The sequence below is a fragment of the Fibrella forsythiae genome, assembly GCF_017353175.1.
GTDB lineage: Bacteria > Bacteroidota > Bacteroidia > Cytophagales > Spirosomataceae > Fibrella > Fibrella forsythiae.
Genome location: NZ_JAFMYW010000002.1, coordinates 809020 through 824232 on the forward strand (window position 1 = coordinate 809020; position 15213 = coordinate 824232).

At 50.9% G+C, this 15213-nt stretch carries 14 protein-coding genes; 5 read left to right on the forward strand and 9 right to left on the reverse strand.

Annotation, left to right across the window (positions count from 1 at the left end; translation table 11 throughout):
- Positions 1-28: 28 nt before the first annotated feature.
- From J2I46_RS09410 to J2I46_RS09420, 3 genes are all read right to left on the reverse strand, one after another.
- Complete coding sequence (locus J2I46_RS09410) at positions 29-610, reverse strand: TetR/AcrR family transcriptional regulator (protein ID WP_207328746.1); 582 nt, start codon at positions 608-610, stop codon at positions 29-31.
- 111 nt (positions 611-721) lie between these two features.
- Positions 722-1822, reverse strand: coding sequence for a redox-regulated ATPase YchF (gene ychF, locus J2I46_RS09415; protein ID WP_207328747.1), 1101 nt, complete (start codon positions 1820-1822; stop codon positions 722-724).
- A gap of 190 nt (positions 1823-2012) precedes the next feature.
- A complete protein-coding gene (locus J2I46_RS09420) occupies positions 2013-2336 on the reverse strand; it encodes a DUF3276 family protein (RefSeq protein ID WP_207328748.1) in 324 nt (107 codons plus the stop codon).
- 271 nt (positions 2337-2607) lie between these two features.
- Between J2I46_RS09420 and J2I46_RS09425 the strand changes: the two genes are divergently transcribed.
- On the forward strand, positions 2608-3054 hold the full coding sequence (locus J2I46_RS09425; protein WP_207328749.1) for a septal ring lytic transglycosylase RlpA family protein: 447 nt from the start codon (positions 2608-2610) through the stop codon (positions 3052-3054).
- 265 nt (positions 3055-3319) lie between these two features.
- On the forward strand, positions 3320-4243 hold the full coding sequence (locus tag J2I46_RS09430; protein ID WP_207328750.1) for a DUF58 domain-containing protein: 924 nt from the start codon (positions 3320-3322) through the stop codon (positions 4241-4243).
- A gap of 50 nt (positions 4244-4293) precedes the next feature.
- On the opposite strand, the gene J2I46_RS09435 is transcribed toward J2I46_RS09430, so the two are convergent.
- A complete protein-coding gene (locus J2I46_RS09435) occupies positions 4294-5943 on the reverse strand; it encodes a peptidase dimerization domain-containing protein (protein ID WP_207328751.1) in 1650 nt (549 codons plus the stop codon).
- A 106-nt stretch (positions 5944-6049) separates the two neighbouring features.
- Positions 6050-7219: a porin family protein gene (locus J2I46_RS09440; RefSeq protein WP_207328752.1), complete on the reverse strand. Its 1170-nt coding sequence runs from the start codon at positions 7217-7219 to the stop codon at positions 6050-6052.
- A 229-nt stretch (positions 7220-7448) separates the two neighbouring features.
- Here J2I46_RS09440 and J2I46_RS09445 point away from each other — a divergent pair, with 229 nt between their 5' ends.
- Positions 7449-8666: an NADP-dependent isocitrate dehydrogenase gene (locus tag J2I46_RS09445; protein ID WP_207328753.1), complete on the forward strand. Its 1218-nt coding sequence runs from the start codon at positions 7449-7451 to the stop codon at positions 8664-8666.
- Positions 8667-8686: 20 nt separating this feature from the next.
- Here the strand turns inward: J2I46_RS09445 and J2I46_RS32830 are convergent, their stop codons facing one another.
- A complete protein-coding gene (locus J2I46_RS32830; RefSeq protein WP_229379667.1) occupies positions 8687-8878 on the reverse strand; it encodes a hypothetical protein in 192 nt (63 codons plus the stop codon).
- Between J2I46_RS32830 and J2I46_RS09450 the strand changes: the two genes are divergently transcribed.
- Positions 8793-9188, forward strand: a complete 396-nt coding sequence (locus J2I46_RS09450; protein ID WP_374758084.1) for a Dabb family protein — start codon at positions 8793-8795, stop codon at positions 9186-9188. The two genes, J2I46_RS32830 and J2I46_RS09450, sit on opposite strands and share 86 nt — an antisense overlap.
- A gap of 95 nt (positions 9189-9283) precedes the next feature.
- On the opposite strand, the gene J2I46_RS09455 is transcribed toward J2I46_RS09450, so the two are convergent.
- The gene (locus J2I46_RS09455) at positions 9284-10693 is read right to left on the reverse strand and encodes a tetratricopeptide repeat protein (protein WP_207328755.1); all 1410 of its coding nucleotides are present in this window, start codon (positions 10691-10693) and stop codon (positions 9284-9286) included.
- A 161-nt stretch (positions 10694-10854) separates the two neighbouring features.
- A complete protein-coding gene (locus tag J2I46_RS09460; RefSeq protein ID WP_207328756.1) occupies positions 10855-11877 on the reverse strand; it encodes an NAD-dependent epimerase/dehydratase family protein in 1023 nt (340 codons plus the stop codon).
- A gap of 197 nt (positions 11878-12074) precedes the next feature.
- Here J2I46_RS09460 and metG point away from each other — a divergent pair, with 197 nt between their 5' ends.
- On the forward strand, positions 12075-14219 hold the full coding sequence (gene metG / locus J2I46_RS09465; protein ID WP_207328757.1) for a methionine--tRNA ligase: 2145 nt from the start codon (positions 12075-12077) through the stop codon (positions 14217-14219).
- Positions 14220-14295: 76 nt separating this feature from the next.
- Here the strand turns inward: metG and rsmA are convergent, their stop codons facing one another.
- Positions 14296-15120 carry a 16S rRNA (adenine(1518)-N(6)/adenine(1519)-N(6))-dimethyltransferase RsmA gene (gene rsmA, locus J2I46_RS09470; protein WP_207328758.1) on the reverse strand — a complete coding sequence of 275 codons (825 nt, stop codon included), beginning with the start codon at positions 15118-15120 and terminating at the stop codon, positions 14296-14298.
- Between the last annotated feature and the right edge of the window lie 93 nt (positions 15121-15213).

Sequence of the window (15213 nt, forward strand, 5' to 3'; positions counted from 1 at the left end):
GGCTGAGCTCTTTTGCTGTAAACTGAAATTACCGTAAACAGGATAGCGCCGTATCAACTACCTGGTTCAGCATGAATCCGTCGGGAATTGCTTTGCCAAGTACCCGGATACCAGATAACTGACTCATCAGAAAAGGTACCAGCCGATCAACGTTCAGGGTGGCGCTGAATTCACCAGCCGTAATGCCATCGTTGAGCAGTTGCCGGAATGTATTGTCCAGATAAACGAAGTTGTTGGCCACAATAGCCTGAACATCAGCGTAATGGGGGAGCATTTCCAGCGTGGCGTTGGTCATGAAACACCCTTTGTGCTCTTTATCTTCCAGGGTTTCGGCAATAGCCCGGTCGAAGATGGCGTGAATCTTGGCACGCGCCGTGTCGGCACCTGCCACGGCCTCGGCCATGTCGGCACAGTTCAGATCACGGTACCGTTCAAGCGCATTCAGGTAGAGTGTATGCTTGTCGATAAAGGTATCGTAGAGGCTGGCGCGGTTGATACCCATTGAATCAACCAGATCCTGCATAGAGGTGTGGTGATACCCCTTCTTCCAGAACGTCTCCATAGCCGCGTGCAGCGCATCCTGCTCCGCAAATGCTTTTGGTCGAGCCATATCAACAGTTTTCTGTTTATCGTTTTCTGTTTACTGTTGCTACATTGATGCACCTGACTTTGGTGTGGCAACGCAACTAAAGACAGTAAACAGAAACCAGTAAACTAATTTTTATGCTCCGTGCAGGAACTCCATGATATCGCCGTCCTGAACGACGTATTCTTTGCCTTCAACCGAAAGTTTACCGGCATCACGAACGGCAGATTCTGATTTAAACTGCTCAAAATCAGCGAGTTTGATTACCTGTGCCCGGATGAACTTCTTCTCGAAATCGGTATGGATAACGCCCGCAGCGGCCGGTGCTTTCCAACCGCGGCGGATAGTCCAAGCCCGAACTTCCTTCACACCGGCGGTGAAGTAGGTGATCAGGCCCAACAGCGAATAGGAGGCCCGGATAAGCTTGCTCAGACCAGACTCGGTCAGGCCGTATTCGCTCAGGAACAGCTCACGTTCTTCCGGGTCTTCCATCTCGGCAATCTGCGATTCGATGCCCGCAGAAATGATGACAACTTCGGCCCCTTCGGCCTTTGCTGCTTCGCGAAGTTTATCAGAATACACGTTACCGTCGGGAAGCGATCCTTCGTCGACGTTGGCTACATACAGTACGGGTTTTACCGTCAATAAGTCGATATCACCGATGGCTTCTTCCTGTTCTTCAGGGGTTACCTGCACCGTACGGGCGCTTTTTCCTTGCTCCAGTGCCGACTTGTATTGTTTCAGAACTTCGAGCGAGGCTTTCGCTTTGGCATCACCTGATTTGGCGTTGCGTTCAACTTTCTGGATTTTTTTGTCAACTGACTCTAAATCTTTCAGTTGAAGTTCAGCGTCGATGATCTCTTTGTCGAAAACGGGATCAACCCGGCCTTCTACGTGTACGATATTATCGTCTTCGAAGCAGCGTACTACGTGCACGATCGCATCGACTTCACGGATATTAGCCAGGAATTTATTGCCCAGGCCTGCCCCCTGACTGGCTCCTTTCACCAGACCGGCAATATCGACAAACTCGATGATCGTTGGCACAATACGCTGTGGCTTCACAAGCACTTCGAGTGAATCGAGGCGTGAGTCAGGTACGGTTACCACGCCGACATTCGGCTCGATGGTGCAGAAAGGGTAATTGGCGGCCTCGGCTTTACCGCTCGAAATCGCGTTGAATAAGGTGGATTTACCAACGTTCGGTAAGCCCACAATGCCACATTGAAGTCCCATGTAAATAGTCGTAAGAGTACAGAGTCGAAAACGGTCCGCCGCTGCGGTCGTAAATGGTATTGCGGTGTAAGGTTGCACCTATACTTTGCAGAGCCACTTATGGCTGTTTCGACTTGATTCGCAAAACTACAACAAAAAAGCCTCGGACAGGGTGCCGGGGCTTTGGAATACGCAGGTAGCTAAAATTGGATTATTCCCATTTAAGGCCAGCGTTCAGTTCATCGCTGGCTTCTTCGCGTTGCTCAAACTGAGTAAAGTCAACGTCGGGCATCAACACCGTTTTTACATGGTCGATCGTTTCCTGAAGTGCCTCAACGAACTTGGCGAAATCTTCCTTATAAAGGAACATCTTCTGCTTCTCGTAGGTATATCCCTCGCCTTGCAGATTGCGGCGGCTCTCAGTCAGAATCAGATAGTAGTCATTGCCACGTGTGGCCTTAACGTCGAAAAAATAGGTTCTTTTGCCCGCCCGTACTCGTTTTGAGTAAATTTTCTCCTTATCTCTGTCCTCCACTTTTCGAAAAAGTTAAACTCTGTACAACGCCAAAGTACGCTGAATGGTATAAAGGTTAGTGAGCAGGCAGGAAAATAATTTTGAGGCTTTTGATCTGGTCATATACGGCAATCTGGTTGTCACTGGCGGTGGCCTAACGGGCAAGGCTTTGCTTTTTAAGGGGTTATGATTATCTTTGTCTTAAGGGAATTGCATTTTTTGGTGAAAGAGGGCGTTATGAATCCTAGTTAGAATAGGTCTTCTTCAAATTGTTTCACTAACCAAAAACTGTATGAGTTTACTAATGTCCCTACTGCTGTTTTCGGGCAGTATCCATCCGACAGAGGCTCCTGAGAAGAGCCTCATACAGCAGGAAGGTAAAGCGTCTTATTACGCCAACAAGTTTGACGGACGCAGAACGAGTAGTGGTGAGCGTGTAAAGCAACATATTTTTACGGGAGCTCACCGATTTCTACCATTCAATACGCTGGTTGAAGTAACCAATAAGGCAAACCAGCAGTCGGTCATCATCCGGATCAATGACCGGGGACCGTTTACCAAAGGCCGCGTAGTCGATATGACGTATGCCGCCGCCAAAGCCATTGGCATGCTCGGACGAGGTGTCGCCAATGTTACCCTTCGGGTAGTGGATCCCACTAAGATAGTGGCCCTACTTGATCATTCGCTAACGCTTGATAGGCGTTCACCACTGTTACCGGATTTAATGCCGGTACTGTAAAAACGGTATAGCTACGAAGCGACGTAGCCTAACCTGTGCGGACGAGTACAGTCCGATTTTTAAAAACCTGATTCACGGGCTGGCCCCCTTTTTGCAATTCCCTATGCAGGGCGCCAGACTCACGAATCAGGTTTTTTGTTTGTAATCGGTGTCGGATTGTGGATATTAGACGTTAGAAAGTAGTAGCACCGAAGCTCCAGCTTCGGTAGTTTGTGCGTTCTTATCTTACCGGAGCTGGAGCTTCGGTGCTACATCACCCTTCGCCGTGGCAAACACACTCAACTTATCGCAGGTACGTTCATTCGGGAACGTGGAATTCCTGGCTCGTCAACTTGTTGAAGGGTTTATTACCGGATTGCATAAATCGCCGTTTCATGGCTTTTCGGTTGAATTTGCCGAACACCGCCTGTACAACCCCGGCGAAAGCACCCGCTATATTGACTGGAAAGTGTATGGTAAAACAGATAAGCTATTCGTAAAGCGATACGAAGAAGAAACAAACCTCCGCTGCCATCTGCTGATTGATACGTCGTCGTCGATGTATTATCCGGAGAAAGATTTCGGTAAAGTGACGTTCAGCGCGATGGGAGCAGCCAGTCTGGCCTATATGCTTCAGAAACAGCGCGATGCCGTGAGTCTCTGTACGTTTTCGGGAGAAATTGAGATACAGACCCCTGTAAAATCAACGCCCGGCCACGTGCACAAAATTTTTACGCTACTCGATCAGGTATTGCAATCACCGAAACCGAATCGACGCACCAGTACCGCCGAAGTGATTCATCAGATCGCCGAGAAGATCAATAAACGGTCGCTGGTAGTCCTGTTTAGCGATATGTTCGATACCGCCGGTGCAGACCCCGCCCGTCAGGACGCGCTGTTTTCGGCGCTTCAACACCTTCGGCACAATTTGCACGAGGTACTCATTTTCCACGTAACAGACCGCAAGACCGAGCAGGCGTTTGCCTTTGAGGACCGCCCCTACGAATTTATCGACCTGGAAACGGATGCCCGGGTGAAGCTACAGCCCAATCAGGTTCGTGATGCCTATAAACAGGCAGTGGGTGATTATCTACAAGGCTTAAAGATGCGCTGCGCTCAGTACCGCATCGACTTCATTGAGGCTGATATTGCCGAGGGATTCGAGCCTATACTCAGCGCTTATTTAGTGAAGCGTACGAAGATGCGGTAGGTTCTATGAGCGTAACCCCCTGCCGTGTAGGGGGTTACGCTGATTCATTTCTACTTCCCAGCCTCTGCTTTCTGATCGTCGCGCAGGGTTGGGTATTTGATGCCCAACTGTTCCAGGTACGTCTTGTACTTGGCTGGGTTGTAATAAAACGCCTGTAGTTTCGGTTTGAAATCAGTCATGATCTTCTGATTCAAGTAAACGGCGGGGTTTTCTTTGGCAGTAATAAGCGGCGTGTATTTCAGCTCTTTTGTTTGCTCATTCACGTAGTACTCCTTTGCCTGCTGAATTAATTCCGGCGTCAGTAGCAGGTCGAGCAGGGTCATGGCCTCTGCTTTGGCCCCGGCAACAATGCCCTTGTGGGCAATGGGGGTAGCCATCGAAATAGCGTTGCTCCAGTGGTGACCGGGGAGGTCAGGAATGTTACTTGGGTATCGCAGTACGATTGTGGGAACAGACCAGGCAATGTCAGCAATATCATCGGAGCCACCCGTAAGCGGCACGAACGTTTGACCACCCATCATCATGGTTGGGGCTGTGTTGGCAGGTAGGCTGAGGCTATCGAGTTTAACAGCGAGCCCTTCCGTTTTGCGGGCCATCATCTCTTTCTGCGTCGCTTTCGCCAGCATCTGATCGTCGGGCGACCAGGTTGGCAACCCTACCTTCTTGATATTAGCTGTCATGGCTTCGGCGATGGGCTTGTTAAAATGACCCGGCCATGCCGATCCCAGAATATCGTAGGTAAACTTGGTATCGGTCATTTTGGCGGCACCTTCAGCCATGGCTAGCCCCGTTTCAAACAGCTTGCGGATTTTCGGGTAGCTCCGTTCGCGGAAATAATACCAGACCGCCGCTTTAGACGGCACCACGTTGGGTTGATCGCCACCGTCGGAGATGACATAATGCGAGCGTTGGGTCAACTCAAGATGCTCGCGGCGGAAGTTCCAGCCGATGTTCATCAGTTCAACAGCATCGAGCGCCGACCGACCCCGCCAGGGTGCCCCTGCCGCGTGAGCGGCCGAGCCTTCAAAGTTGAACCGTACCGAAATCAGGCCGTTGTTGCCTGCATCGCCATACGACGTAACCAGGTTATCGCCAACGTGGGTGAAAATGCAGGCGTCAACGTCTTTAAAGTATCCATCCCGAATGTAGAATGCTTTGGCGCCGACGAGTTCTTCAGCTACGCCCGGCCATAGCATCAACGTACCTGGAATTTTGTCGCGCTCCATGATTTTCTTCACAGACAGTGCAGCTACGATATTCAGTGCCTGCCCCGAATTATGCCCTTCACCGTGGCCGGGAGCCCCATCAACGATCGGGTCGCGGTAGGCTACGCCGGGCTTCTGGCTGGCTTTCGGAATACAGTCGATGTCAGACCCGATAGCGATGACCGGTTTACCGCTACCCCACGTGGCGATCCAGGCGGTGGGCATTCCCGAAATGTTCTTCTGGATGGTGAACCCCTCTTTTTCGAGAAGGGTAGTCAGGTACGTGAAGGTTTCGGTTTCCTGAAAGCCAAGTTCCGAAAAGCTGAAGAGCATGTCGTTGATCTGCTGGGCCTGATCCTTGCGGGCATCAACGGCCGATACGACCTCGGTCTTTAGTTTATCAAGCGGCGTGGGGGCTGGCTGTTTCCTGGCTTTTTGCGCTATCAGGCAAGTTGGCAGCAGACAGAGGAGGAGAAGCAGGTACGTGTGTTTCATGGAGGTCTATTGCAGGTAGTTTCTACAGACAAGGTACTACATATCAGCGCACGGAAAAGCTGACTCTCAATACTTTTCCAGCGAGTTTCCCTGCCAATAGACTCAATTACCGGCTGATCAGCGGCACGGCTACCGTGAACTGATAAGAGCGTGACGTAGCCAGACGAGTGACACCATCCATTACAACATGTGGTAGCGTCCGTAGTTCGACCAGCAGATGACGGCTATCACTGATCGGTAACTGAGCCCCTATGCCTAGTAGATACCCGATTCCAACTCCCTGTCTGATGGCAATGGGCGCATTAACTATATTATCGCCACTATACTTTCCGCCTACATCGAATTTGTAGGCTAAACTGGCACCTGCTTTTGCATAGAGACGAACCGATCCGACATTGGCAACAACGAAACGGCCCGAAATCGGGAGCGTAAAATAGCGCTCCTGAAAGGAATATAACCGCGTGCGCTTGTCGGTCAAGTCTAACGGATTATTAACGGTAATGGTCTGGTCGGTGCTTACACTCGTGTAAACAAGTTCAACACCGAGTGAAAGTCGCTTTTCAGGAGCAAGTGTAAAAAACAGGCCCCCTATGCCTTTGTAATCGGTACTATATGATCCATTTGAATTCCAGGCCAGATTGTATTTGTCCTGATTTGCACCGTAATACCAGGAGTTGGCAGCCCCGCCAGCCAGGAGCCCTGCTTCGTAGCGAAACTTCTTCTTCACGAGCGGCTGTACCTGCCGGGGGTTAATACACTGATTATATGCGTTGATCACCCGCTCAAAGTAACTTCGACTAAAATAGTATGAACTACTGGCTAGTAATTGCTTAACCGAGGGATCCGTACAGCCGGTTAAGTGCTGGTTCAGCAACAGTAAGGCAACACTCTTACGAAGAGGGACAAATGTCTTATTCGGCAACTGGATGACATGAGTTAGCCGTTCGTCGGGCCTGATAAGCTCGAATAACCCCACTTGTCCCCGGCTGACCTCCTTAAGGAATACCTGTTCAGTTACGCCGTTCTCAACCCACTCTGCCGTTTTGACAAGTTGGTTTTCTGCTGAGTAAGCCACAATCTCGCCGGGCGTATACTGTCGGTCGGGGCCACCGAGCCTGCTTCTGAACCAGACAGCTTTATTGTCTTTCGCTTTTAATTCTCCCCGGATGGTGTCTCCCTTTAACCTGACGACGTACCCAGGGACGAAAAACAGTTGAGCGGTAGCTGAACCGGTAAAAACGAATACCAAAAGGATGAGGAATGGAAAGCGGTACATGAAAGATGTTTTATAAAATGAATGCAAGAGTATAAATGTATAAGTAAATGGGATACGGTAAATCGTTACGGATATGAATTGAACAGGCTATGTATTGATTCCCTGGCATTGGTACAGATTTAGTTTATTAGGTTCGTTTTGGGGCGTGGGATTTAGAGCCAAACCCGTGAAGATGTAGTACTTTTGCGCCCGATTTGTATCGATTATTCTCGCATCTAACCGCAGTACAATGGAAAAAATTAAAGTGGCTAATCCGGTAGTTGAACTGGACGGCGACGAAATGACCCGCATTATCTGGAAGTTTATTAAAGACAAGCTGATTCTTCCTTACGTTGATGTCGATATCAAATACTTTGACCTCGGGATCGAGTACCGTGATGAAACCAACGATCAGGTAACGATCGATGCCGCCAACGCCATTAAACAATACGGTGTAGGTATCAAATGCGCCACCATCACACCCGATGAGCAGCGTGTGAAAGAATTTAACCTGAAGCAGATGTGGAAGTCGCCAAACGGCACGATCCGCAACATTCTGGATGGTACCGTGTTCCGCGAGCCTATCGTGATGGAGAACGTACCCCGACTGGTAACCAACTGGACAGCGCCGATCATCATTGGTCGTCATGCATTCGGTGATCAGTACCGCGCTACCGATTTCGTGGTGCCTGGCCCTGGTAAACTGACTATGAAGTTTGAAGGTGAAGACGGAACTGTACAGGAGTACGACGTATTCAATTTCAAAGCCGCTGGCGTGGCTATGGGTATGTATAACCTCGACGAGTCGATTCGTGGGTTTGCCCGTGCCTGTATGAACGTAGCCCTGCAAAAAGGCTGGCCGTTGTACCTGTCAACGAAGAACACGATCCTGAAAAAATACGACGGTCGCTTCAAAGATATTTTTCAGGAAGTATACGACGCTGAGTTCGCCGGGAAAATCGAGTACGAACACCGCCTGATCGATGACATGGTAGCGTCGGCCCTGAAATGGAATGGTAATTTCGTGTGGGCTTGTAAGAACTACGACGGTGACGTTCAATCTGACACCGTTGCGCAGGGCTTTGGTTCACTGGGTCTGATGACCTCAGTACTATTAACGCCCGATGGCGAAACCATGGAAGCTGAAGCGGCGCATGGTACCGTAACGCGGCACTACCGCGAATACCAGAAAGGGAACAAGACGAGCACCAACCCAATCGCGTCGATCTACGCCTGGACACGTGGTCTGGCCTTCCGGGGTAAATTAGACGGCAACCAACCTTTGATCGACTTCGCCAACGCACTGGAAGCTGTATGCGTAGAAGTGGTTGAAAGCGGTAAAATGACCAAAGACCTGGCCTTGTCGGTATACCCACAGGGAACCAAGCTGACGGCCAACGAACATTACCTGAACACTGAAGACTTCCTCGACGCGCTGGATCAGGCGTTGCAGGCAAAGTTATCGTAACGGTAAATCGTAGTTTCAGTTTACTTTTCCAGACCTATAAGGTTCTTAAGAACCTTATAGGTCTTTTCTTTACCCCAAAACCAACCCACAATGATTAAATCATTCGCTTTTCTTTTCGCTGCAACACTGCTATCAGCAAGCTCTTTTGCTAGCTCGACATCAGAAACACCACGGCCACCCAAAAAACAAACGGCAACGTCAGTTGCTGCCAAATCTATGGTTCAACACATCGTCCTGTTCAAGTTCAAACCGGAAGCAACCCCGGAAAAAGTGGCCGAGATCGTAGCGGCATTTGAAGCGCTGCCATCGAAGATCAAAGAGATCAAAGGCTTTCAGTGGGGCACTAACAACAGCCCCGAGAAGCTTGACAAAGGCCTGACGCACGCGTTCATTCTGACTTTCGACAATGAGAAAGACCGGGATACGTACCTGCCACACCCAGCGCATAAAGCATTCGGCGGTATTGTTGGCCCCTGGCTGGCCGACGTAACGGTGGTTGACTTTACGAATAAGGGAAAATAAGGGTGAAAAGGAGGAAGGGGAGAAGGGAGGAAAGGGATTGTTGACTCTGCGTCAGCAATCCCTTTCCTCCCTTCTCCCCTTCCTCCTTTTCACCTCTATTCTTCCTTTCTGTGATACTGCTGAATGATCTTGTACAGGGCCTTCTGCTTTTCCAGTTCAGGGAAAAACTCGAATAGCTGTACATGGGTATCGTAATCGAGCGTCAGGGCAGTTTCCAGATTCAGCAGTGCGTCGCGGTAATTACCCGCGTAGATCTGGTACACGACCGCCCGGTAATACAGGTCGGCTTCCTGCGGTAGCTCGGTCAGGCCAATCTGGATAATGCCGTATGCCTTATCATAATCCCCCTGATCAAATGGAATCAGCGACCACATCAGGTACACATCTGCATTGGCCGGGTCTACTTCTGATGCCTTTTCAAAGGCCTCGATGCTGGAAACGACGTTGCCGATCTTGTATTCCGTTTCGGCCAGAATAACGTAATAATCGGCGTTGTTGTCGTTGAGTTTAATGGCTTTTTGCAGGAACGGAATGGCTTCGTACCACTTGCCCAGTTCGCTCATACATGCACCAATACCATACCAGGCTTCGTCCCAGAGAGCATCGAGCTTGGTAGCTTCACGGTACTCCTTGATAGCCTCCGGAAGCCGGTCCTGCCGTTCCAGACAGGCACCCAGATGTGTGTAGGTATCGGCTGTGGGTTCTTCGTACTTGAGCGTCTGCCGATAAGCCGTTTCGGCCCGATCGAACTGCCCAAGGTTCATGAACGTATTGCCCAGGTTGAAGTACGCCGACGCAAAATCTTCCTTAATGACGATGGCGTAATCGTAGGCTTCGGCGGCTTCGGTAAACCGACTCAGCTTGCTGTAGGCAATTCCCAGATTATACCACGCATTATACGAGTACGGATCTTTATCGATCAGCCCCTCGTAATAGGGCAGATGTGCCTCAAGCTCACCGTTAATGTCAAGGCAAAACGATAGCTCGTACAGTGCGCTCTCGTTGTTCGGATTGAGGTCAATCGCCTTTTTGTAATGCGCCACGGCCTCTTCGAACTTACCCCAGTTCTGATAGCTTTGGGCCATCTGAAAAAAGACGTCGTCCTGATCGTCGGTGCGATCGAGCATGTCGGTCAGCACCTCGATGGATTCTTCGAAGCGGCCGGCCATGTTGAGCACCGTGCCGCGCATATACTGCACGTCGAGGTCGCCGGGGTTAAAGAGACCTGCGCTATCTAGTTGGTCAATGCTTTCGTCAAAACGTTGAAAATTAGCCAGAATCTGGGCCCGGTCGAGCATCAGTTCCAGCGCGTAAGGAAAATTGGCCAATCCTGATTCGGCTGCTTTAAAAGCACGTTCAAGATCAGCCTCGTTGAGGTAGTGTTCAACCAGACGTTCGTAGACGTCGAGGTCGAAATAAAAATTTTCTTCGCTGGCGAGCATCTGCTCAAAGCGCTGAATGCTCTCTTTGATGTCGCCAGCCCGTTCGTCAAACTCTTGCTCCATGTAGCTGTGTCGATTCACGAACCACCACGTACGATTTGCCGAAAAGCGGAATGCGTAAGTCGAAGGTCGTACCGCACGGGATAGGGGACGCACCACAGGCGCGATTTATCCGATGTTGTTATGAAATATATAGAGAAAAACACAAACTTCAATAGCCCGGTTCAAATACTTTCTCTATGCTTTACTTGACTGGCAATTCGAGTCAGGGTCACGTTTAACGGGCGGTACTGGAAATCAATTGACTGTGTAATTCGCTCACCAGGATAGTAGTATCGGTGACTCGCTCCGCGGGCCGTTTCCTGGGTGATCAATGGCGACGTACCTGTAATAAACGAACGAACGGCTTCTGCAGATGCCATGACTTTTGCCAGGGCGGGCGGTACCCGAATACTCGGTGGACGTTTACCCATTGCCTGCGCCAGTTTGGAAAGAAAATCCTGATAGGACATGGCGCCTGCGTTCAAGATAAAGCGTTCGTCAACCACTTCGCTGTGAAGTAATTTTACGATAGCTTCGGCCACATCGAGTACGTCGACGTAATTGATATCGCCTTCCGTGTAAAACCGGTTTTCGTCGTGCACGTACTTGATTAACTGGGTGCTACTACGCGTCCAGTCGCCTTCCCCCAGTACAACGGATGGGTTTACCATCACCACCGGCAATCCTTCGGCGCTGCCCCGCCACACTTCCAGTTCTGCCCGGTATTTGGTTTTGGCGTAGGCCGAGTTCAGAGGCGATTCTTCCCATTTCTGATCTTCTGTCAGCACAACGGGCTGTCCGGGTACGTTGCTTTTCGATTCAGGTCTTCCTAAGGCCGCTACAGAACTTAGGTACGCCAATTTCCGTACGCCCCTCATCAAACATACATTGACGATATTGGCGGTGCCTTCTACATTGACCTGCTCCATCCGGGCGCGGTCTTTTGGGACAAATGAGACGATGGCGGCGCAGTGAATAACATCGCCACCGGGTGTAATGGCTGTTTCGAGCGACGGGATGTCGAGTACATCACCATCGAGCCAGGTGATCTGGCTGGCTATGTCGGTCAGCAACCCATATCCGTTTCCAGCGCGATACAGCGCCGACACGGGCCGCCCCAGCGATAGCAGATAACGTACCACATGTGAGCCGATCAGGCCGGTGGCCCCGGTAACGAGCGTTGAGTTAGGTAGCGATGATGTCATTCGGTGGTTGATGTAGCGTAAAAAACCGGAGCCCGTTTCTTCCATGACGGTCGGGGAGTAGCTACAGGTACGTCGGCTGTGGCTGGTAATTGCGTAAACATAACAACTCTTGCCCTTGAATGGCTAATTTTGCAGCCCAATAACCGATACATCCGCAACCCGAAACGGCTCTCTGTACGGGTTGAGGTACTTGCTATATGCTCGAAAATCCACAACGCTATACTGTCACGGCGGCGCTCATTTACGCCAACGGACCTATTCATATAGGGCACCTGGCTGGCTGCTACCTGCCCGCTGATATCTACGTTCGCTACCTGCGCGGAACGGGCCGCGATGTGGCCTTTATCTCCGGTACCGACGAACATGGCGTGCCCATCACGATCAAGGCCAAGAAAGAAGGCATCACACCGCAACAGGTTGTCGATAAGTACTATACGCAGATAAAAGATTCGTTTGAGCAGTTCGGTATCTCATTCGATATCTACTCGCGTACCTCTAATCCGGTTCACCACGACACGTCGCAGCAGTTTTTTACGACCCTGTTCGATAAAGGTTATTTTGATGAGGAAGTGACCGAGCAATACTTCGACGAAGTGGCGAACCAGTTCCTGGCCGACCGTTACATCGTGGGTACGTGTCCGGTCTGCGCGAACCCGAATGCCTATGGCGACCAGTGCGAACGCTGCGGTACGGCTCTCAGCCCCAACGAGTTGATTGAGCCACATTCGACGCTGTCGGGCTCGAAACCGGTGAAACGGCAGACCAAAAACTGGAACCTGCCGCTCGATCGGATGCAACCTCAGATTGAGCAGTATGTGAATAGCCACACCGAATGGAAAACCAACGTGTTTGGTCAATGCCAGTCGTGGCTGAAGGAAGGTCTGCGCCCCCGCGCCATGACCCGCGACCTGGAATGGGGCATCAAAGTGCCACTGGCCGACGCCGAGGGGAAAGTGCTCTACGTTTGGTTCGATGCGCCGATTGGCTATATCTCGATGACCAAGGAATGGGCCGACCAGCAAGGCCGTGACTGGGAACTGTACTGGAAAGACGAGAAGACCAAACTGGTGCATTTCATCGGGAAAGATAACATCGTGTTCCACTGCATCATTTTCCCGGCCATGCTGATGGCCGAAGGAAGCCTGATTCTGGCCGATAACGTACCTGCCAACGAGTTCATGAACCTCGAGGGCGACAAGATCAGTACGTCGCGTAACTGGGCGGTGTGGCTGCATGAATACCTCGACGAACTGCCCGGCAAGCAGGATGTGCTCAGGTACGTGCTGGCGGCCAATGCGCCCGAAACAAAGGATTCGGAGTTTACGTGGAAAGATTTTCAGACGCGGAACAACTCCGAGCTGGTTGGCATCTTCGGCAATTTCGTGAACCGCGCCGTGGTACTGACGCATAAATTCAACGAAGGGCACGTACCTGCGTTCTCTGTGCCGCTCGATGAGACACAACTGGCTGTTGATCAGGTGTTGATGGACGAGCTGGCGCAGTATCCCGATCGGATAGGGCAGGCCATTGAGCAGTACCGGTTCCGCGAAGCATTGAGTTTGCTGATGGATGTAGCGCGTTTGGGTAATAAATATTTTGCCGAAACGGAACCCTGGAAGGTCGTAAAAACTGATCCACAACGGGCCAACACAATTCTTAATCTGGCCCTACAGGTAGCGGCCAACCTGGCTATCTTGTGCGAGCCGTTCCTGCCATTTACGGCTCAGAAGCTACACGCACAACTTGGCCTGACCGAAAAACTCGATTGGACCAACGCCGGCCGTACTGACCTGCTCGTTGAAGGCGCGCCACTGGCTCCGGCCGAACTGCTGTTTGCCAAGCTGGAAGACGACTTTATTCAAGTACAAATCGACAAACTGAACAAGACTAAAGAAATGAATTCAGCCGAAAATGCAGGAGTTCCTGCCGCAGCTACGCCGGAAGCGAACGTACCTACCGATGGGACGCCTGAAGCCCTTGAAGAGTTGGCCCTGAAAACTGTGCCCACACTGAAGGAAGAGATCACATATGATGATTTTGCTAAACTCGATATCCGCATCGGTACAATCACCGAAGCCGAACGCGTGCCGAAAAGCGATAAGCTACTGAAACTACAAGTCAATGACGGAATGGGCGGTCGGCAGATTCTGAGCGGTATTGCCAGGCATTTTACGCCCGAAGAACTGATCGGCAAACAGGTAACCTTTCTGGCCAATCTGGCTCCGCGCAAGATGATGGGGCAGATATCGCAGGGAATGATCCTGATGGCCGAAGACGCCGACGGTGCACTGGCGATGCTGCCACCCCACAAAGAAGTCTGGAACGGCGGAACGGTATCGTAAGAAAGTCAATAGTCGATAGTGGCGCTGCTGTATCCGAATACGGTGATACAGCAGCGCCACTATCGACTATTGACTTTTATTCCGGCATCATCAGCAGCGTTAACTCCACAAATTCAGCGACGCTGAGTTGTTCGGCGCGTTTGTCCATGAAGCGGCTGGTGGCGGCGGCTTCGGTGATGCCGAGGGGTTTCAGGGCGTTGCGCAGGGTTTTGCGGCGTTGATTGAAACCGTGTTTCACTACCTGCGTAAATTTACGCTCTTCGCAACCCAGATCGCTCTTCCCGTTGCGGCGGCAGCGAATCACGCCCGAATGCACTTTCGGCGGTGGGTTGAACACTTCAGGGCCAACCTTGAATTCGTAGGTGACGTCGTACCAGGCTTGCAGGAATACGCTCAATATTCCGTAATCCTTGTTACCCGGGCCGGAAGCGAGCCGCATGGCTACTTCGTGCTGTAGCATGCCGATGACTTCGGGCACACGGTCGCGCATTTCGAGTACCTTAAAGAAAATCTGACTCGAGATGTTGTAGGGGAAGTTGCCGATTACGGCAAACGACTCTTTCGTATCATCGTAAAAATCGGAGGGCTTCATTTGCAGGAAATCCCCCTCGATAATGTGCCCTTTCAACTCAGGTACGTTCCGCTTCAGGTACGTTACCGATTCCGTATCGATCTCCACTACATCGAGCTCAAAGCGGTCATCTTTCAACAGAAACTGGGTTAGTACACCTGTTCCGGGGCCAATTTCGAGCACTTTTTTATACGGTACCCCATCCAGCCCGGCATGCCCGCTGAGTAGCTCGGCGATCCGCATGGAAACGCTCATGTCAGTAAGGAAATGCTGGCCGAGGTGTTTCTTTGGCTTTACGTAATTAGGGTCGCCAGCGCGGTGTGCTTTCATAGGGAAGTCGTAAGACGGCTCGTCTCAAGTTGAATTACAAAGGTACGTCTTACTAAACAGGTAGAGCCTTCACAAATTGCGTTCCGGTACTTA

What these genes read in the sequence shown, in the direction of transcription:
- metG (WP_207328757.1), top strand. Translation starts at nt 12,075, where the DNA reads ATGCTCGAAAATCCACAACGCTATACTGTCACGGCGGCGCTCATTTAC.
- J2I46_RS09455 (WP_207328755.1), bottom strand. Translation starts at nt 10,693, where the DNA reads ATGGAGCAAGAGTTTGACGAACGGGCTGGCGACATCAAAGAGAGCATT.
- J2I46_RS09445 (WP_207328753.1), top strand. Translation starts at nt 7,449, where the DNA reads ATGGAAAAAATTAAAGTGGCTAATCCGGTAGTTGAACTGGACGGCGAC.
- rsmA (WP_207328758.1), bottom strand. Translation starts at nt 15,120, where the DNA reads ATGAAAGCACACCGCGCTGGCGACCCTAATTACGTAAAGCCAAAGAAA.
- ychF (WP_207328747.1), bottom strand. Translation starts at nt 1,822, where the DNA reads ATGGGACTTCAATGTGGCATTGTGGGCTTACCGAACGTTGGTAAATCC.
- J2I46_RS09410 (WP_207328746.1), bottom strand. Translation starts at nt 610, where the DNA reads ATGGCTCGACCAAAAGCATTTGCGGAGCAGGATGCGCTGCACGCGGCT.
- J2I46_RS09440 (WP_207328752.1), bottom strand. Translation starts at nt 7,219, where the DNA reads ATGTACCGCTTTCCATTCCTCATCCTTTTGGTATTCGTTTTTACCGGT.
- J2I46_RS09425 (WP_207328749.1), top strand. Translation starts at nt 2,608, where the DNA reads ATGAGTTTACTAATGTCCCTACTGCTGTTTTCGGGCAGTATCCATCCG.
- J2I46_RS09435 (WP_207328751.1), bottom strand. Translation starts at nt 5,943, where the DNA reads ATGAAACACACGTACCTGCTTCTCCTCCTCTGTCTGCTGCCAACTTGC.
- J2I46_RS09460 (WP_207328756.1), bottom strand. Translation starts at nt 11,877, where the DNA reads ATGACATCATCGCTACCTAACTCAACGCTCGTTACCGGGGCCACCGGC.